At 73.5% G+C, this 15,013-nt stretch carries 13 protein-coding genes and 1 pseudogene; 9 read left to right on the top strand and 5 right to left on the bottom strand.

Features of this window, described 5'->3' with window-relative positions; all coding sequences use genetic code 11:
- The 3 genes from M878_RS79020 to M878_RS79010 all read left to right on the top strand — a co-directional run.
- Window positions 1-530, top strand: a 530-nt coding sequence (locus M878_RS79020) for a hypothetical protein (RefSeq protein WP_063750631.1), incomplete at its 5' end; no start/stop codon positions are given.
- Window positions 531-532: 2 nt separating this feature from the next.
- The gene (locus M878_RS79015) at window positions 533-1,777 is read left to right on the top strand and encodes an MAB_1171c family putative transporter (protein WP_245238431.1); all 1,245 of its coding nucleotides are present in this window, start codon (window positions 533-535) and stop codon (window positions 1,775-1,777) included.
- On the top strand, window positions 1,770-3,170 hold the full coding sequence (locus tag M878_RS79010) for an FAD-dependent oxidoreductase (protein ID WP_031226208.1): 1,401 nt from the start codon (window positions 1,770-1,772) through the stop codon (window positions 3,168-3,170). The genes M878_RS79015 and M878_RS79010 overlap by 8 nt, the downstream gene beginning before the upstream one ends.
- 86 nt (window positions 3,171-3,256) lie before the next feature.
- Here the strand turns inward: M878_RS79010 and M878_RS79005 are convergent, their stop codons facing one another.
- Together M878_RS79005 and M878_RS79000 are read right to left on the bottom strand one after the other, a co-directional pair.
- Window positions 3,257-4,105, bottom strand: coding sequence for an SMP-30/gluconolactonase/LRE family protein (locus tag M878_RS79005; RefSeq protein ID WP_023551043.1), 849 nt, complete (start codon window positions 4,103-4,105; stop codon window positions 3,257-3,259).
- Window positions 4,102-4,875, bottom strand: a complete 774-nt coding sequence (locus tag M878_RS79000; RefSeq protein ID WP_031226205.1) for an IclR family transcriptional regulator — start codon at window positions 4,873-4,875, stop codon at window positions 4,102-4,104. The genes M878_RS79005 and M878_RS79000 overlap by 4 nt, the downstream gene beginning before the upstream one ends.
- A gap of 152 nt (window positions 4,876-5,027) precedes the next feature.
- Here M878_RS79000 and M878_RS78995 point away from each other — a divergent pair, with 152 nt between their 5' ends.
- Window positions 5,028-5,585, top strand: a complete 558-nt coding sequence (locus M878_RS78995; RefSeq protein WP_245238246.1) for a hypothetical protein — start codon at window positions 5,028-5,030, stop codon at window positions 5,583-5,585.
- Between the two features lie 14 nt (window positions 5,586-5,599).
- Here M878_RS78995 and M878_RS78990 read toward each other — a convergent pair whose 3' ends face one another.
- Window positions 5,600-6,430 (bottom strand): oxidoreductase, encoded by an 831-nt coding sequence (locus M878_RS78990; RefSeq protein ID WP_023551040.1) that lies wholly within the window; start codon window positions 6,428-6,430, stop codon window positions 5,600-5,602.
- A 152-nt stretch (window positions 6,431-6,582) separates the two neighbouring features.
- Here M878_RS78990 and M878_RS78985 point away from each other — a divergent pair, with 152 nt between their 5' ends.
- Window positions 6,583-7,485, top strand: a complete 903-nt coding sequence (locus M878_RS78985) for a LysR family transcriptional regulator (protein ID WP_023551039.1) — start codon at window positions 6,583-6,585, stop codon at window positions 7,483-7,485.
- On the opposite strand, the gene M878_RS78980 is transcribed toward M878_RS78985, so the two are convergent.
- Window positions 7,475-8,356, bottom strand: coding sequence for an ATP-grasp domain-containing protein (locus tag M878_RS78980; protein WP_031226202.1), 882 nt, complete (start codon window positions 8,354-8,356; stop codon window positions 7,475-7,477). The genes M878_RS78985 and M878_RS78980 overlap by 11 nt on opposite strands.
- A gap of 309 nt (window positions 8,357-8,665) precedes the next feature.
- Here M878_RS78980 and M878_RS78975 point away from each other — a divergent pair, with 309 nt between their 5' ends.
- From M878_RS78975 to M878_RS78960, 4 genes are all read left to right on the top strand, one after another.
- Window positions 8,666-10,135, top strand: a complete 1,470-nt coding sequence (locus tag M878_RS78975; protein ID WP_023551037.1) for an acyl-CoA synthetase — start codon at window positions 8,666-8,668, stop codon at window positions 10,133-10,135.
- Complete coding sequence (locus M878_RS78970) at window positions 10,128-11,468, top strand: carboxyl transferase domain-containing protein (protein WP_031226200.1); 1,341 nt, start codon at window positions 10,128-10,130, stop codon at window positions 11,466-11,468. The genes M878_RS78975 and M878_RS78970 overlap by 8 nt, the downstream gene beginning before the upstream one ends.
- Before the next feature lie 387 nt (window positions 11,469-11,855).
- Window positions 11,856-12,893 carry a rod shape-determining protein gene (locus M878_RS78965; RefSeq protein ID WP_023551035.1) on the top strand — a complete coding sequence of 346 codons (1,038 nt, stop codon included), beginning with the start codon at window positions 11,856-11,858 and terminating at the stop codon, window positions 12,891-12,893.
- Between the two features lie 19 nt (window positions 12,894-12,912).
- Window positions 12,913-14,337, top strand: coding sequence for a GAF domain-containing protein (locus M878_RS78960; protein ID WP_023551034.1), 1,425 nt, complete (start codon window positions 12,913-12,915; stop codon window positions 14,335-14,337).
- Window positions 14,338-14,676: 339 nt separating this feature from the next.
- On the opposite strand, the pseudogene M878_RS78955 reads toward M878_RS78960, so the two are convergent.
- Window positions 14,677-15,013: pseudogene (locus tag M878_RS78955) on the bottom strand (serine/threonine-protein kinase); the annotation flags it as partial.

The raw sequence follows: 15,013 nt of genomic DNA, 5'->3' as shown, positions 1-15,013 counted from the left end.
CGGCGCCCGCCGGCGTACGAGAGGTGTGCCGGGCCCTGTGCGAGGAGATGAGCGCACGGCGCGGCGGACGGCCGGTCGAGCTGCGCTTCGAGCGCTTCCCGGACGAGATCGAAGTCACCGGGCTGTGGGTGGAGTTCGCCGACTTCGACCTGGTGATCGTGGAGGAGCGGGCCGAGGCGGTACAGCAACTTGTCATACTGGGCCATGAGTTGTGGCATCTGCACGCCGGGCACCGGCACCACCACCTGGCCGGGGACGCGGCGGCCCGCGCGCTCGCCGACGCGCCCGGCTGGCGCGGCATGCCCCTCACAGTGGCCGCCCGCAACGGCTCCCGGGAGGCCGACGAGGCCGAGGCGGACGACTTCGGGCACCGCCTGGCCACCCTGTTCCGGCCCCACCTGACCGACTCCGCCACCGGCGCTCCCCAAGGCCAGGCGCAACGTTCCCTCAGCCCGGTGCAACGGACCCTCGGCTATCGCGGACGCGACGAAGCGAACGGAGCGCCCAGAAAACGAGAGGCCGACCGGTGACCCTGGCGCTCGATTCCTCGACCCTGGCGCTCCATTCCCCGGGATCCCTCAGCGACGTCTCCGTCTCCTTCTGGATCCCCACGGCCGTCCTGACCGCCGCCCTGGCGATCAAGCTGCCCAGCATCATCAAGATGTGGCGGGACCCGATGCTGCGCGCCGTCGGCGGTCTGCTGCTGTTCGCCTGCGCGGTGTTCGTCTTCGCGTCCCCGCGGACCATCGCCTGGACCAACCGGGTCACCGGGGTGCCGAACATCTCGGCACCCTGGGTGTACTCCCTGCTCACCGCGCTCTGCGCGTCCTGGCTGCTGCTCATCATCGCCTGGCGCAACGGCCGTTCCGACCGCTCGGCCCAGACCCGCCGGGTGACCCGCTGGGTGGTGTCCGTCTACGCGGGCGTGGTCGTCGCCCTGTGGGCGCTGTTCGCGCTCGCCGACGTGCCCGTGGAGCGGCTGCGCGACCTCGACACGTACTACGCCACCACTCCCTTCATGCGCGAGGAGATCCTCCTCTACCTCGTCGCGCACACCGTGGCGTGCTCGATCACGGCCCGGCTGATCTGGAACTGGATCCGCACCGACGGCCTCGACGCCTGGCTGCGCTGGGGGCTCGGACTGCTGGGCGTCGGCTACGCCACGAACCTGTTCTTCGACGCGGCCAAACTCACCGCCGTCGTGGCCCGCTGGACCGGCCACGACCTGGACTGGCTGAGCACCGATGTGGCCCCGGCGGGCGCGTGCGTGTCCGCCACCCTGGTCGCGGTGGGCTTCATCGTCCCGCACGTCGGCCAGTATCTGCACGAACGGTGGAACGTCAGGCTGCGCCACCGCTCCCTGGGCCCCCTCTACCAGCTGATGCGCACGGTCACGGGAGAGCGCGAGCCCTTCGCCCCGCAAGCCCCCGCCGAACTGCGGCTGATCCGCCGCGAGACCTTCATCCGCGACGCCCTGCTGCAACTCTCCCGGCACCTGGACGAGAACCTGCGCACACGCTCGTACGACGCCGCCCTCGCCCTCGGCTTCTGCCCCGACCGGGCCAGGGCCCTGGCCGCCGCCGTGACCCTGCTGGACGCGGCCGGCGGCGCGCGCCCGCCACGGACCGACGGCGCCGACTCCGCGTCAGGTCCCGACACGGCGTATCTGCTCCAGGAGATCCAGGCCGTGTCCCAAGCCCTCCGCCACCCCGACGACATCATGGCGGTACGCGCCCACGCGGCCGCCCCGGCAGAGAGCGTGCCCGTCCATGACTGACCGCCCCTCCCCCTTCAGAACCGCCGTGGTCCTAGGGGGATCCCACACCGGCATGCTCGCGGCCCGCGCGCTCGCCGACTGTGCCGACCGGGTCGTGATCGTCGAGCGCGACGCGCTGCCCGAGGGCCCCGAACCCCGCAAGGGGCTGCCGCAGGCCCGGCACGCCCACATGCTGTGGTCGGGCGGGGTACGGGCCGTGGAGCGGCTGCTGCCGGGGATCACCGGGGCGCTCCAGGCCGCCGGGGGGCGGCGGCATCCGGTCACCACGGGCATGGTCGCCCTCTCCGCGCAGGGCTGGTTCCGCCGCTGGCCCGAGTCCCACCATGTGATCCTGGCCGGCCGGGACCTGCTGGACGCCACCGTCCGCGGACAGGTCCTCGCCGATCCGCGGATCGACCTCGTCGACCGCACCGAGGCCCTCGGCCTCACCGGCACCGACGCCGCGGTCACCGGCGTACGGCTGCGCACACGGGACGGCGCCGAGCGCACCCTGCCCGCCGGCCTCGTGGTCGACGCCACCGGGCGCGGGTCCCGGGCCACGCGATGGCTGGCGGACCTCGGGCTGCCCGCGCCGGAGCACCGGGAGATCGACCCGGGCGTGGTGTATGCCAGCCGCCTCTTCCGCGCCCCCGAGGCGACCTGGGACAGCTTCCCGGTGATCAATGTGCAGCCCGATCCGCACGGCGACGGACCGGGCCGGTCGGGCTTCCTGCTGCCCATCGAGCAGGGCCGGTGGATCGTCACCCTGTGCGGCACCCGGGGCGGCGAACCCTCCGCCACGAACGAGGAGTTCCTCCCCTTCGCCCGGGAGCGGCTGCGGCATCCGCTGCTCGGCGAACTGCTGGAGCGCGCCGAGCCGCTGTCCGACGTGTCGGTGACCCGCTCCACCGTCAACCGGCGCCACTTCTACGAGCGGATGCCGGTGTGGCCCGAGAACTTCACCGTCCTCGGTGACGCGCTCGCCGTGTTCAACCCGGTCTACGGCCACGGTCTGGCGGTCGCCGCGCAGAGCGCGGTGCTGCTCCGCGAGGTGATACGGCGGCACGGCTGGGGCACGCCGGGGCTGGCGCGCCGCGTGCAGCGGGCCGTCGCCCGCCCGGTGCGCGCGGCGTGGGACCTGGCGCTCGGGCAGGACGTGTTCTACCCCGGCGCGACGGCCTCCGGCCCCACCGTGCGGGACCGGCTCGTGTCCGCGTACGTCGGCCGCCTGCTGTACACCGCGACGGGCAACGGCCGCGTGGCCCGCCGGGTGACCGACGTGACATCACTGGAGCGGGGGGCAGAGGTGCTGCTCGCTCCGCGGGTCTTGCTGGCGGCGGCGGTGGGGCCGTTGAGGCCGCCTTTGGAGGGACCGCCGTTGACTGCGGAGGAGCGAAAGGCTGCGGGGGTTTAGGCCGACTTTCGACTGCGGGTGCGTGGTGGGCTGGTCGCGCAGTTCCCCGCGCCCCTCAGGGAACTGCAGCGAACCCCCTCAAAAGGTCAGCCCTTGAATGCCGGTTGGAGCAGGCCCTGTCCGGCTCCCCGTACCACCAGTACCGAACCCGACAGGGGATGCGGGGCCGAAAGACCTGTACGGGCCGTCGTGATGTACAGGTCGGTCAGGTCGGCGCCGCCGAACGCACACGCGGTCGTACGAGGCGTCGGCAAGCCGATCACCCGGTCCAGCTCGCCGGAAGGCGTATAGCGCCGCACCGCTCCCCCGTCCCACAGCGCCACCCACACGCAGCCCTCCGCGTCGACCGTCAGACCGTCGGGGAGACCCGCGCCCTTCTCGATCTCCACGAACGGCCGCCGGCCATGGACCCGTTCGCCGTCGTGGTCGAAGACGTCCACCCGCCGGGTCGGGGTGTCGACGTAGTACATGAGCCGGCCGTCGGGGCTCCAGCCCGTGCCGTTGCTGACCGTGACGTCGGACAGCACCGTCTGCGCCGTACCGTCGCCGGTCAGCCGGGTCAGCGTGCCGCCGCCCGGTGTCTCGTCGTAGCGCATCGTGCCCGCCCACAGCGAGCCGTCGGGCGCCACGGCGGCGTCGTTCGCGCGGCGGCCGGGGACCGGCTCGTGGTGCAGCCAGCGGAACGTGCCGTCGGGGTCCAGGAGGCCCACGCCGTCCCGGAGGTTGAGCACCAGGCCGCCGCCCTCCCGGGGCTTGACCGCGCCCACGTGCTGCTCCGTCGTCCGTACCGTACGCCGGCCCGTGGCGGGGTCGTAGGTGTGGACGCGCATGCCCAGGATGTCGAGCCAGATCAGCCGGCCCGTGGCCGGGTCCCAGGTCGGGCCCTCGCCCAGCTGCGCCGCCGCCCGTACCGCGACCTCGTATCCGCCGCTCACGCCGTGCCCCGGTGGCCCAGCCGCTCGGACAGCTCGGCCGCGCCCTTCGCCGCCAGCTGCTCCAGCTCGGCCCGGCGCTCGTCGCTCCAGCGGATCATGGGGACCGAGACGGAGAGAGCGGCAACGACCTGGCCGGTGCGGTCGCGGACCGGGGCGGCCACACAGCTGACGTCCGGGTTGGACTCGCGGCTCTCCACCGCGATGCCGTGCCGCCGGATCTCGGCCAGCGCCTCGCGCAGTACGGCGGGGTCGGTGATGCTGTTGGGCGTCATCGCGGTCAGCTCGGCGCCGTCCGGGATCCGCGCCGCCAGCTCCTGCTCGGGCAGCGAGGCCAGCAGCATCTTGCCGACCGAGGTGCAGTGGGCCGGCAGGCGGCGGCCGGCGGCCGAGACCATGCGGACGGCGTGCGTGGAGTCGACCTTGGCGATGTATATGACGTCGGTGCCCTCCAGGATCGCCACGTGGACCGTCTCGTCGCAGGTCTCGGCGACCGAGCGGGCCACCTGCTGGCCCTCGGCGGCCAGGTCGAGCTGCTCGGCGTAGCGGCTGCCGAGCTGGTACGGGCGTACGCCGAGCCGGTAGCGTCCGGGCTGGCCCGGCACGGGCACGATGTACGAGCGTGCGGCGAGCGTGGTGACCAGCTCGTGCACGGTGGTGCGCGGCAGCTGGAGCTTGCGCACGATGTCGGGGGCGGAGAGCGTACCGTCCCCGTCGAGGAACAGCTCAAGAATGTCGAGAGCCCGGGTCACGGCAGGCACGAGGCGTCCCACGTCCGGCCCCCTCCCTTGGGTCTAAGCGCCCGTTCGACACCTCGATGTCGAGATGTTCGAGATATCAACAGACGATCGGCATGACGAACACAGGCTAGTCATGGAGAGTTGCCCGGGCAATGGCCGGGAGGCAGACCGTGCACCATGAGGGCATGGATCTGGACTTCCAGCTGGTGCTGCTGCGCCGTATGGCCGACCACAACCCGGATCTGGTCGAGGGCGCCCGCCGGGCGCTGGGCGCGTCGATCGCGGACATGCGGGAGGCCAACAAGCGCTGGCAGGCGATGGTCCGTTCGCCGAGATCCCGGTCCGCCGCCGCCCGGTACCGGTCCGTCCTCGGCGAGCCGGAGTCCGTCGTTCCGCGCCGGCTCGGGGACGTCGGCTGCGAGGCCCGCCGCTGGGCCCTGCCGCTCTGGCCCGACCTGCGCTTCGAGGTGCTGGTCGGGCCGGACGGGGCGGTGTGGAACGAGTGGCTGGTGCGGGCGCCCGGCGTCCCGGCCCCGCGGCTGGAGACCCTGGACGACCTCGCCCCCTGGTCCTGCACGGTGGACGAGGCCGCCGGCGCCTTCGCCCCGGCCCGCCCCCTGGAGGGCACCGCGCCGACCCGGTGGGGGCTCGCCTTCACCGCACCCGCCCCGGACGGCGTACGGCACGAGGTGGTCGCCGAGTTCACCTGGGGGCTGCTGCAGCGGACGGCCGTCATCACCTAGCCGGTGTCACTGTTTCAGGCGTCGAAGGCCGTAGCCCGGGTCCGCTTCTCCCAGGCGGTGATGTCCTCGCGGACCTGGTCGAGGTGGGCCAGGACGGCGGTCACGCCGTCGTCGCCGAGCGGCAGGCGCAGCGGGGTGTGCTCCGCCTCCAGCGCGGCCAGGATGAGAGCCGCCGCCTTGGCGGGGTCGCCGGGCTGGCTGCCGTGGCCGCCGGAGACGAAGCCGCGGGTCTCACCGGCCCTGGAATACGCCCCGGTGTCGGAGCTGGCCCCGGCCCGGCCGGCCTCGAACAGCGACGTCCGGAACGCGCCCGGCTCGACGATCAGCACCTTGATGCCGTACTCCCGCACCTCGTCCGCGAGCGCCTCGGACAGGCCCTCCAGGGCGAACTTCGTCGCGCTGTACGCCCCGAAGCCCGCGAAGGACATCTGCCCGCCCATGCTGCTCATCTGCACGATCGCGCCCGAACGCCGCTCCCTCAGGTGCGGCAGCACCGCCCGCACCAGGGCCGCCGGGCCGAAGAAGTGCAGGTCGAACAGGCCGCGCAGCTCGGCGTCGGCCGTCTCCTCGACGGCACCGACGTGGGCGCGGCCCGCGTTGTTGACCAGCACGTCGATCCGCCCGTGCCGGGCCACGACGTCCTGGACCGCCGTATCGATCGCGGTCAGATCGGTGACGTCCAGGCGCAGCGCCTCCACCTGGTCGGGGTGGGCCGCCACCAGGTCGTCCAGGGCCTCGGGGCGCCGGGCCGCGCCGATCACCACATCACCGGCGGCTACGGCCGCCACGGTGATCGCCCGCCCGAAACCGCTGCTCGCCCCGGTCACCAGCCATACCTTGCTCATCACGACTCCTCGTACGTCTCGATCTGTACGTCTCGATCTGCATGTCTCTGCATGCCTCTGCATGTCTCTGTATGTCTCGATCTGCTTGGCACGAACCAGCCTGCCGCCGAATGCCGTTGCCGGTCCAAGACCCTCGGTGATAACCAACGGTCATGACGATGGACGTCCACGCCCGTGATCTGCGGTACTTCGTCGCGGTCGCCGAGGAACTGCACTTCACCCGGGCCGCCGAGCGGCTGTATGTCTCGCAGCCGGCGCTGAGCAAACAAATCCGGTCGCTGGAGCGGCAGTTGGGGACGGAGCTGTTCCGGCGTGATCAGCGCGGGGTGATACTGACGGCCGCGGGCGAGACACTGCTTCCGCACGCCCGGCGGGTGCTGGCCGCGTGGGAGGCGGGCGCGGCGGCCGTGGAGATGGCCAAGGCGGCCCAGCGCAGCACGCTGGTGGTGGGCATGAGCACCAGTCCGGGCCGGTGCGGGCTGCTACCGGCCATCCGCTCCCGGTTCACCGCCGCACACCCCGAGGTCACGGTCCGGCTGCGCCAGATGAGCTGGGACGATCCGACGGCGGGCCTGGCGGACGGCAGCGCGGACGTCGCCTTCGTCTGGCTGCCGCTGCCGGACGAGGAGCGCTACGCCTGGACGGTGGTCGCCGAGGAACCGCGCCTGCTCGCTCTGCCGGAGACGCACCCGCTGGCCGCCCGCGCCGAGTTGGACTTCACGGACGTCCTGGGCGAGCCCTTCCTGGCGCTGCCGGAGAGCGCGGGCCGGCTGCGGGACCACTGGCTCGCGCTGGACGCCCGCGTCGGCCGGCCGCCCCGGATCGGCGCGGAGATCTCCGGGGCGGAGGAGACGTACGAGGCGCTGGTGGCAGGCCTCGGGATCTGCCTGGTCGCCGAGGGCAACGCCCCACTGATCACCCTGGGCGGCGTCGTCACCCGCCGGGTCCGGGGCATCGGCCCCAGCCGTTATGCACTGGCCTGGCGGCGCGAGACCGGCCAACGGCCGCTGGTACGGGCGTATGCGGCGGCGTGCCGGGGGACGGTCAGCCGGTGACGTCTTCGGTCGCGGCCAGGATGGCCTCCACCACCCGCTCCAGCGACCCAGGATGCAGCCACAGGAACAGATTCGGCTCCACCAGTTCCAGCTCCATCAGCCGGGGCTCCCCGTCCTCCCCGTCCACGAGGTCCACACGCGCGTACAGCAACCCATCCGCACCGGGCACCGCACCCAACGCCTTCTCGGCGACCGCCAGTTCCGCCTCCGTCGGCTGCCAGCGCTCCAGATTCGGGTGGGCCACCTTGTCCGCGTCGTACGGAGTGCCGGGCGCGAGGACGGCGCCCTTGCGGCTGGCGTGGAGCAGCCGGCCGCCGAAGAACTGCAGCGCCCGTTCCCCGCTGACGTCGATGCCGGCCACGTACGGCTGCACCATGGCGGTGAAGCCCTCGGTGTGCATCCGGGCGAGATGCCGTACGGCCTTCTCGTGCTCGTGCGGCGTGTAGCGGGCGGCGAACCGGGCGCCCGCCCCCGAGGTCGGCTTGATCACGTACTCGTGGTCGCCGGGCAGGTCGGCGGGCTCGCCCGGCGCTATGTAGCGGGTGGGGACGGTGGGCACGCCGGCGGCCGCCAGCTCGCCGAGGTAGCGCTTGTCGGTGCTCCAGTGGACCACGGCTGCCGGGTTGGCGAGCCGGGTCAGCGCCCCGGCCCGCTCCACCCAGGCCGCGAACTCCTCCGGCCGCCAGCTGTAGTCCCAGGTGGACCGGATGACGACGAGGTCATAGCCGCCCCAGTCCGCGTCCGGATCGTCCCAGCACCGGGCCTCGGCGTCGGCCCCGGCAGCCGTGAGCGCCCGCACCAGCTCCGGCAGATCGGTGTCCTGGCCGGGCTCCGTGCCGGGGTCGTAGGTGGCGAGGGCGATGCGGGGCATGGCGGACTCCCTGTCGTACGGCGCTTCGATCACGACGATTCGATCACGACACTTCGATCACTCCGAGGCTAACAACCGTCACGGCCCGGTATGAACCGACCATGCAGCGGCAGCACTATGCGGCCGGCGGCACTGCAACTCCCCAGGGGCGCGGGGAACTGCGCGACCAGCCCACCACGCACCCGCACATAGCCCGCTCCCCGCGCCCGCGGCCGCGGCCGCGGCCGCGCGCGGTCGTCGGCTCAAGGCTCCTGGTGTAGGAAGGGGGGCGACGGTCGACCGACAGTCCCACAGTTAGGAGTGCGCCGCGTGTCCTCACTCTTTCCCGCTCTGGCGGACGGTCCGGGCGAACGGGTCGCCCTGCGGTTCGGTGAGCGGTCGTTGACGTACGGCGAGCTGGCCGGGGCCGCCGGGGCGCTCGCCGCCCGGCTGCGCGGGGCAGACCGACTGCGCGGGGCGGGCCGCGTCGCCGTGTGGGCCACGCCCGAGCTGGAGACCGCCGTCGCCGTGACGGGCGTACTGCTCGCCGGGGCCGCCGCGGTGCCGCTGAACCCGAAGTCGGGCGAGAAGGAACTCGCGCACATCGTCTCCGACAGCGCACCGACGCTGGTGCTGACCGCCGCGGGCGCCGAACTACCGGACGCACTCGGCGCGTTGGAGCGGCTGGACGTCGACGCGACCGCCGCCCCCGGCGCGGTACCCGACGACACCACCGCCGACGGGGACCCCGCGCTGATCGTCTACACCTCCGGCACCACCGGCCCGCCCAAGGGTGCCGTGCTGCCCCGCCGGGCCCTCGCCACCACCCTGGACGCGCTCGCCGACGCCTGGCAGTGGACGGCGGATGACGTGCTGGTGCACGGGCTGCCGCTGTTCCATGTGCACGGGCTCGTGCTGGGCACGCTCGGACCGCTGCGGCGCGGCGGCAGCGTCCGGCACCTCGGGCGGTTCAGCACCGAGGGCGTGGCCCGGGAGCTGAACGCGGGCGCGACCATGCTGTTCGGGGTGCCGACGATGTACCACCGCATCGCCGAGGCCCTCCCGCAGGACCCGGAGCTGGCCAAGGCGCTGGCGCGGGCCCGGCTGCTGGTCTCGGGCTCGGCCGCGCTGCCGGTGCACGACCACGAGCGGATCGCGGCGGCGACCGGGCGTCGGGTGATCGAGCGGTACGGCATGACGGAGACGCTGATGAACACCAGCGTACGGGCCGACGGGGAGGCCCGTGCGGGCACCGTGGGCGTGCCGCTGCCCGGCGTCGAGCTGCGGCTCGTGGAGGAGGACGGGACGCCGATCACCGCGTACGACGGGGAGAGCGTCGGCGAGATCCAGGTGCGCGGGCCGAACCTGTTCACCGAGTACCTGAACCGGCCGGACGCCACGGCGGCCGCGTTCACCGCCGACGGGTTCTTCCGCACGGGTGACATGGCCGTCCGCGAGCCCGACGGCTATGTGCGGATCGTCGGGCGCAAAGCCACCGACCTGATCAAGAGCGGTGGTTACAAGATCGGGGCCGGTGAGATCGAGAACGCGCTGCTGGAGCATCCGGGGGTGCGGGAGGCCGCGGTCACCGGGGAGCCGGACGCGGACCTGGGCGAGCGGATCGTGGCCTGGATCGTCCCGTTGGACGCGGAAGCGCCGCCCGCCGCCGAGGAGTTGGCCGATCACGTGGCCCGGCGGCTCGCCCCGCACAAGCGCCCGCGGGTCGTCCGGTATCTGGGTTCCCTCCCCCGCAACGACATGGGGAAGATCATGAAGCGTGCGCTGGTGGCCGATGCCTGAGCGGCTGTCGGCCCGGGAGATCCTGGCCCTGGTCGCGGACGAGGCGACCTTCAGCGAACTGCCCGGCAGGATAAGGGAACCGAAGGCGGACGGCCCGCTCGGCTGGCAGGGTTACGACGCCTCCCGCGCCCGTGCCACGGCCCGCACCGGCGAGGAGGAGTCGGTCGTCTGCGGCACCGCGAGCGTCAAGGGCGCCCCGGCCGTACTGATCGCCTTCGAGTTCGGTTTCCTCGGTGGCTCCCTGGGCGAGCGCACCGGTGACCGGCTGGAGGCGGCCTACCACCACGCCCGTGCCCACCGGCTCCCGGTCGTGCCGCTGATCGCCACCGGCGGCAGCCGGATGCAGGAGGGTATGCTCGCGCTGAGCCAACTCCAGCGGGTGGCACGCGAGTCGGCGCTCACCCGGGAGGCCGGCCTGCCGCAGATCGCGGTCCTGCGGGACCCCACGACCGGCGGCGGCTGGGCCACCCTCGGCGCCGGAGCCGATGTCGTCCTGGCCCTGCCGGGTGCCCAGGTGGGCTTCGCCGGTTCCCGGGTCCGGCCTCCGGACGCCGACCCGGCGGCCTACAGCGCCGGGGGACAGGTGGCGGTGGGTTCGGCGGACGCCGTGGTCCAGCCCGCGGAACTACGGGAGACGCTGGGACGGTGGCTCAGGCTGCTCACCACGCCGGCGCAGGAAGCCCCCGCACCACCCGCCCTCGGCACCGCCGGCCTGCCGGCCACCGGCTGGGACGCCGTCCAGCGCGCCCGGTCCCCTCAACGCCCTCGCGCACAGGCCTACTTGGACGCATACTTCACCCGCCGCCTCGACATCAGCGGTGACCGGTGCGGCGGTACGGACCCCGACGGCATGCTGTGCGGGTTCGGCGAGCGGGACGGTCGTACCGTGGCCTACGCGGCGCAGACCGGGGCGGCGACCCGGCCGGCCGGGTACCGGACCGCGGCCCGGCTGATCCGGCTGGCGGACCGGCTCGACATCCCGGTGCTGACACTGGTGGACACACCGGGCGCGGCCAATGACGCCGAGGCGGAGCGGCAGGGGGCCGGGGCCGCGATCGCGGAGGCGTTCGGGGCGGTGGCGTCCGCCCGGGTACCGATCACCACACTCGTCATCGGTGAGGGCGGCTCCGGCGGAGCGCTCGCGCTCGCCGCGCCCGGCAACACCTGGGCCACGCCGGACAGTTACTTCTCGGTGATCGCCCCGGAACTCGCGGCGGCCATCCTCAAACGCCCGAAGGACGAGGTCGAGGCGACGGCCGAGCAGCTCCGGATCCGTCCGCAGGACCTGGTGGAGCTGGGCGTGATCCGGGGCATCGTGAACCACCTTCCCTAGAGACTGGGGCGAGTGTCATGTGCGTGACGGGGCCACGGTGTTGAGGGGTGGTGGCGGCGGAAGAGCTTCCTGGCGGCAAGCCGCCAACTGCCGCGGGAACCGGCGGGGTTGCCGTGACGTCGTGGAGAACGGACACTCTGTCGAGCATATGTTCGATAAGAGGTGTTCGGCAGGAGGCCGCCGGAGCACTCACGAAGACCGGCCCTCTACCTCCCCCGCGCGCCGTACCGAGCCCGTGACGCGCCCAAGGCCGCGAAGAACCCCCGTTCGGCGGCACCCCGCCCGGCCCCCTCCAGGAGGCGTTCGCCGGTGCGGCCCGCGCAGGATGCTGTGAGAGGCCCGCCAGCCGGCCGGGCGCACCGAGGCCCGCGCACCGGGAGGATCGCCGTGACCGTCAACCTGGAGCAGTTGCGCCGCTGCCACTTCGCCGTCGACCTGGGCGCGGCCCGCACCAGGGTGTATGTGAAAGGCGCCGGTCTGGTCATCGACCAACCCTCGGCGGCCGCCGTGAACAGCCGTTCCGGCGCGCTCATCGCCGTCGGCGAGTTCGCGGAGCGGATGACCGGACGGACGCCGGACTACATCCAGGTCGTACGGCCCATAGCCGGTGGCACGGTGGTCGACATCGAGATGGCCCACCGCATGCTGCGGCAGCTGCTGGGCGACAAGACGCGCCGTGCCCTGCGCCGCAATCTGCGGCTGCGCGCGGCAGCCTGCGCCCCGCACGGCGCCGATCCGCTGGCCCAGCGGGCGATCACCGAGACGCTGGTCGGGCTGGGCGCGCGCCGGGTCGAGCTGGTGGACACGCTGATCGCCGCCGCTGTCGGCTGCGGGCTGCCGGTGGAACGCCCCGAGGCCACCATGATCCTGATGTGCGGGGCGGCGAGCACCCAGGTCGCGGTGCTCTCGCTCGGCTCGATCGTCGCCGCCGTGCGGATCCCGGTGGGCGGCGACGCCGTGGACCACGCGATCGTGCAGCACCTGCGGCACCACCATGAGCTGTTGCTGCCCGGCCAGTCCGTGCGTCCGCTGCAAGTGGCCCTGTCGGGCAACGGGATCACCTCGCAGGGCCCGGCGGAGGCCGAGATCCACGGCCGTGATGTGGTCACCGGGCTTCCGCGCAGCGTGCGGGTCGACACCGCCGCCGTACGCGACGCGATCCAGACCCCGCTGACCGGCGTCCTCGACGGCATCGGCAAGGTGCTTCGCGACTGCCAGCCCGACCTGGTCGCCGACCTCGCGGACCGCGGGATCGTGATGGTCGGCGGCTCGGCGCTGCTGCCCGGTCTCGACCACATGCTGCGGCAGGCCACCGGGATGCCGGTGCACATCGCCGAACAGCCCGACATCTGCGCGGTCCAGGGCCTCGGCGCCATGCTGGAGGGCCGGATCGAACCGCTGGTCCTGAACCCGATGGCCGCCTGAGCCGCGCACGGCCCCGCGCATGCCCGGCGACCCCGTCCCGCATCTGCCGCCGCTGCTCGAAGCGGTCCTCGGGGTCGGCTCCGAACTCGAACTGCGCACCACACTGCAGCGCATCGTGGACGGCGCCGCAGAACTGACCGGCGCCCGGTACGCGGCGCTGCGCACCGCCGACCCCGGTCAGGAGGGGCCGGCCGAGATCCGTACGACGACGCCTCCGCCCGAGGACGGCGACGGCCTGGACGTGCCGATCCTGGTCGGCTCAGAGCCGTTCGGGCGGCTGTACCTGGCCGGCAAGAGCGGCGGCGGGCCGTTCACCGCCGAGGACGAGCAGCTGCTGCGGGTGCTGGCCACCCGGGCGGGCACCGCGATCGGCAACGCCCGCCTGTACGAGGCGGCCCGGCAGCGCGAGCGGTGGATCGAGGGCGCGGCGGCCGTCACCACGGCGCTGCTGACCGGCGAGAGCGCCGCGGACGCGCTGATGACGGTCGCGGAACGGGCCCGGCTGCTCGCCGGCGCCTCCGCCGGTGTCATCCTCCAGCCCACTCCCGAGGGCGGGATGGAGATCGTGACCGCGTCGACGCACGACGACCCCGGGGACCTCGTCGGTACGACGATCGAGCCCGGCAGCCCGGTGCTGGAGCAACTACTGGGCGGCGAGCCGGTGTTCATCGAGGACTCGGCGACCGACCCGCGGATGACGACCCGGGTCCGGCACCGGTTCGGGCCCAGCATGATGCTACCGCTCCAGGCGAGCGGCCAGCTGATCGGCACGCTCGCGCTGCCGCGCCAGCGCGGTGCCCGCCCGTACACGGACGCCGAACGGCGCCTGGCCGGCCAGTTCGCCTCCCAGGCCGCGCTCGCCCTGGTCCTCGCCGGCGCCCGGCACCGCAGAGAGCGGCTCGCGGTGTACGAGGACCGGGACCGGATCGCCCGCGATCTGCACGACCTGGTCGTCCAGCGGCTGTTCGCCACCGGCATGATGCTGCAGGCGGCGCAGCGCCGGGCCCGGGTGGAGGCCGTGCAGGACATGCTCGGCAAGGCGGTCGACGAGCTGGAGTCGACCGTTCAGGAGGTGCGGACGGCGATCTTCGCGCTCCAGCAGCAGCCCGCCGAGGCGCCGACCACCCTGCGGGGCCGGGTGCTGCGCGAGACGGCCACCGTGGCGGCGATGCTCGGCTTCCCGCCGTCCACCCGCTTCCTGGGCCCGGTGGACAGCCGCGTCCCGGGCCGTGTCGCCGGCCAGCTGCTGACCAGTCTCCGCCGCGCCCTCGATACCGCCGCCCGCCGCCGGGCCGTCTCCCGCATCGAGGTCACGATCGACGCGACGGCGAGCCTGACGGACGGCCGTGCGGCGGTACGGCTGACGGTGCACGACGACGGATACACCGAGGCGGGCGAGGACACGGAGGAGGGGACGACGGTCACTTGGCAAGCACCCTTGTGACAACACCGGCAAGGGGCGCGGGGCTGTATGTGATATGCGGCTCCGCCGCGGGGCGCGCCCGGCCACAACGGCGCGGCACCCGAACGACGGCCTGACCCGGCCTCAGTACGGCAGTACCCGCCCCGACGGCGTCCTGCGGTCGATCTCGCGCTCGCGCGGCGCGGCGGGGCGTCGGCTGACGCGTACCCGGATGCGACGGTCCATGACGCCCTCCCTCTGCCGGCACGGCCCGGCGGTGGATGCCGGTACGAGGTGGGTGCCCAGGACGCGGACCGTTCAAGCATGTACGGGTCAACTCACCTGCCGCGTACCGCTGTCGGCGAACACGGTGGCCGGACGCTAGCGGGTGGCGTACCGGCCGAGTACGAAGTCCAGCCGGGCCAGCCACTCGCCGAGCCGGGCCGTCCGGCGGGCGTTCAGCTCGCAGTCGTACACGCCGCCGTCCCACAGCCGTACGGTCACCGTGAGGTGGTGGCCACGCCGGGTGCGCCTGGCATGCGCGATCTCCGCCCACTCGAAGTCCGCGGCCGCGCCCGCGACTTCGAGGACGATCCCGGTGGCGTTGACGACGACGCGCGACTCGCCGTCGGCGAGTTCGACCTCTGGGGGCGCGTACGGGACCGGCGGCCCGAACCCCTGGGCGACCTGCGGCGGGGGCGCGGCCGGGTAGGGCGGG

It is taken from the genome of Streptomyces roseochromogenus subsp. oscitans DS 12.976 (genome assembly GCF_000497445.1).
GTDB classification, from domain to species: domain Bacteria; phylum Actinomycetota; class Actinomycetes; order Streptomycetales; family Streptomycetaceae; genus Streptomyces; species Streptomyces oscitans.
Note: the sequence above shows the minus strand (reverse complement) of the source record. Positions and strands in the feature narration are given on the sequence as shown.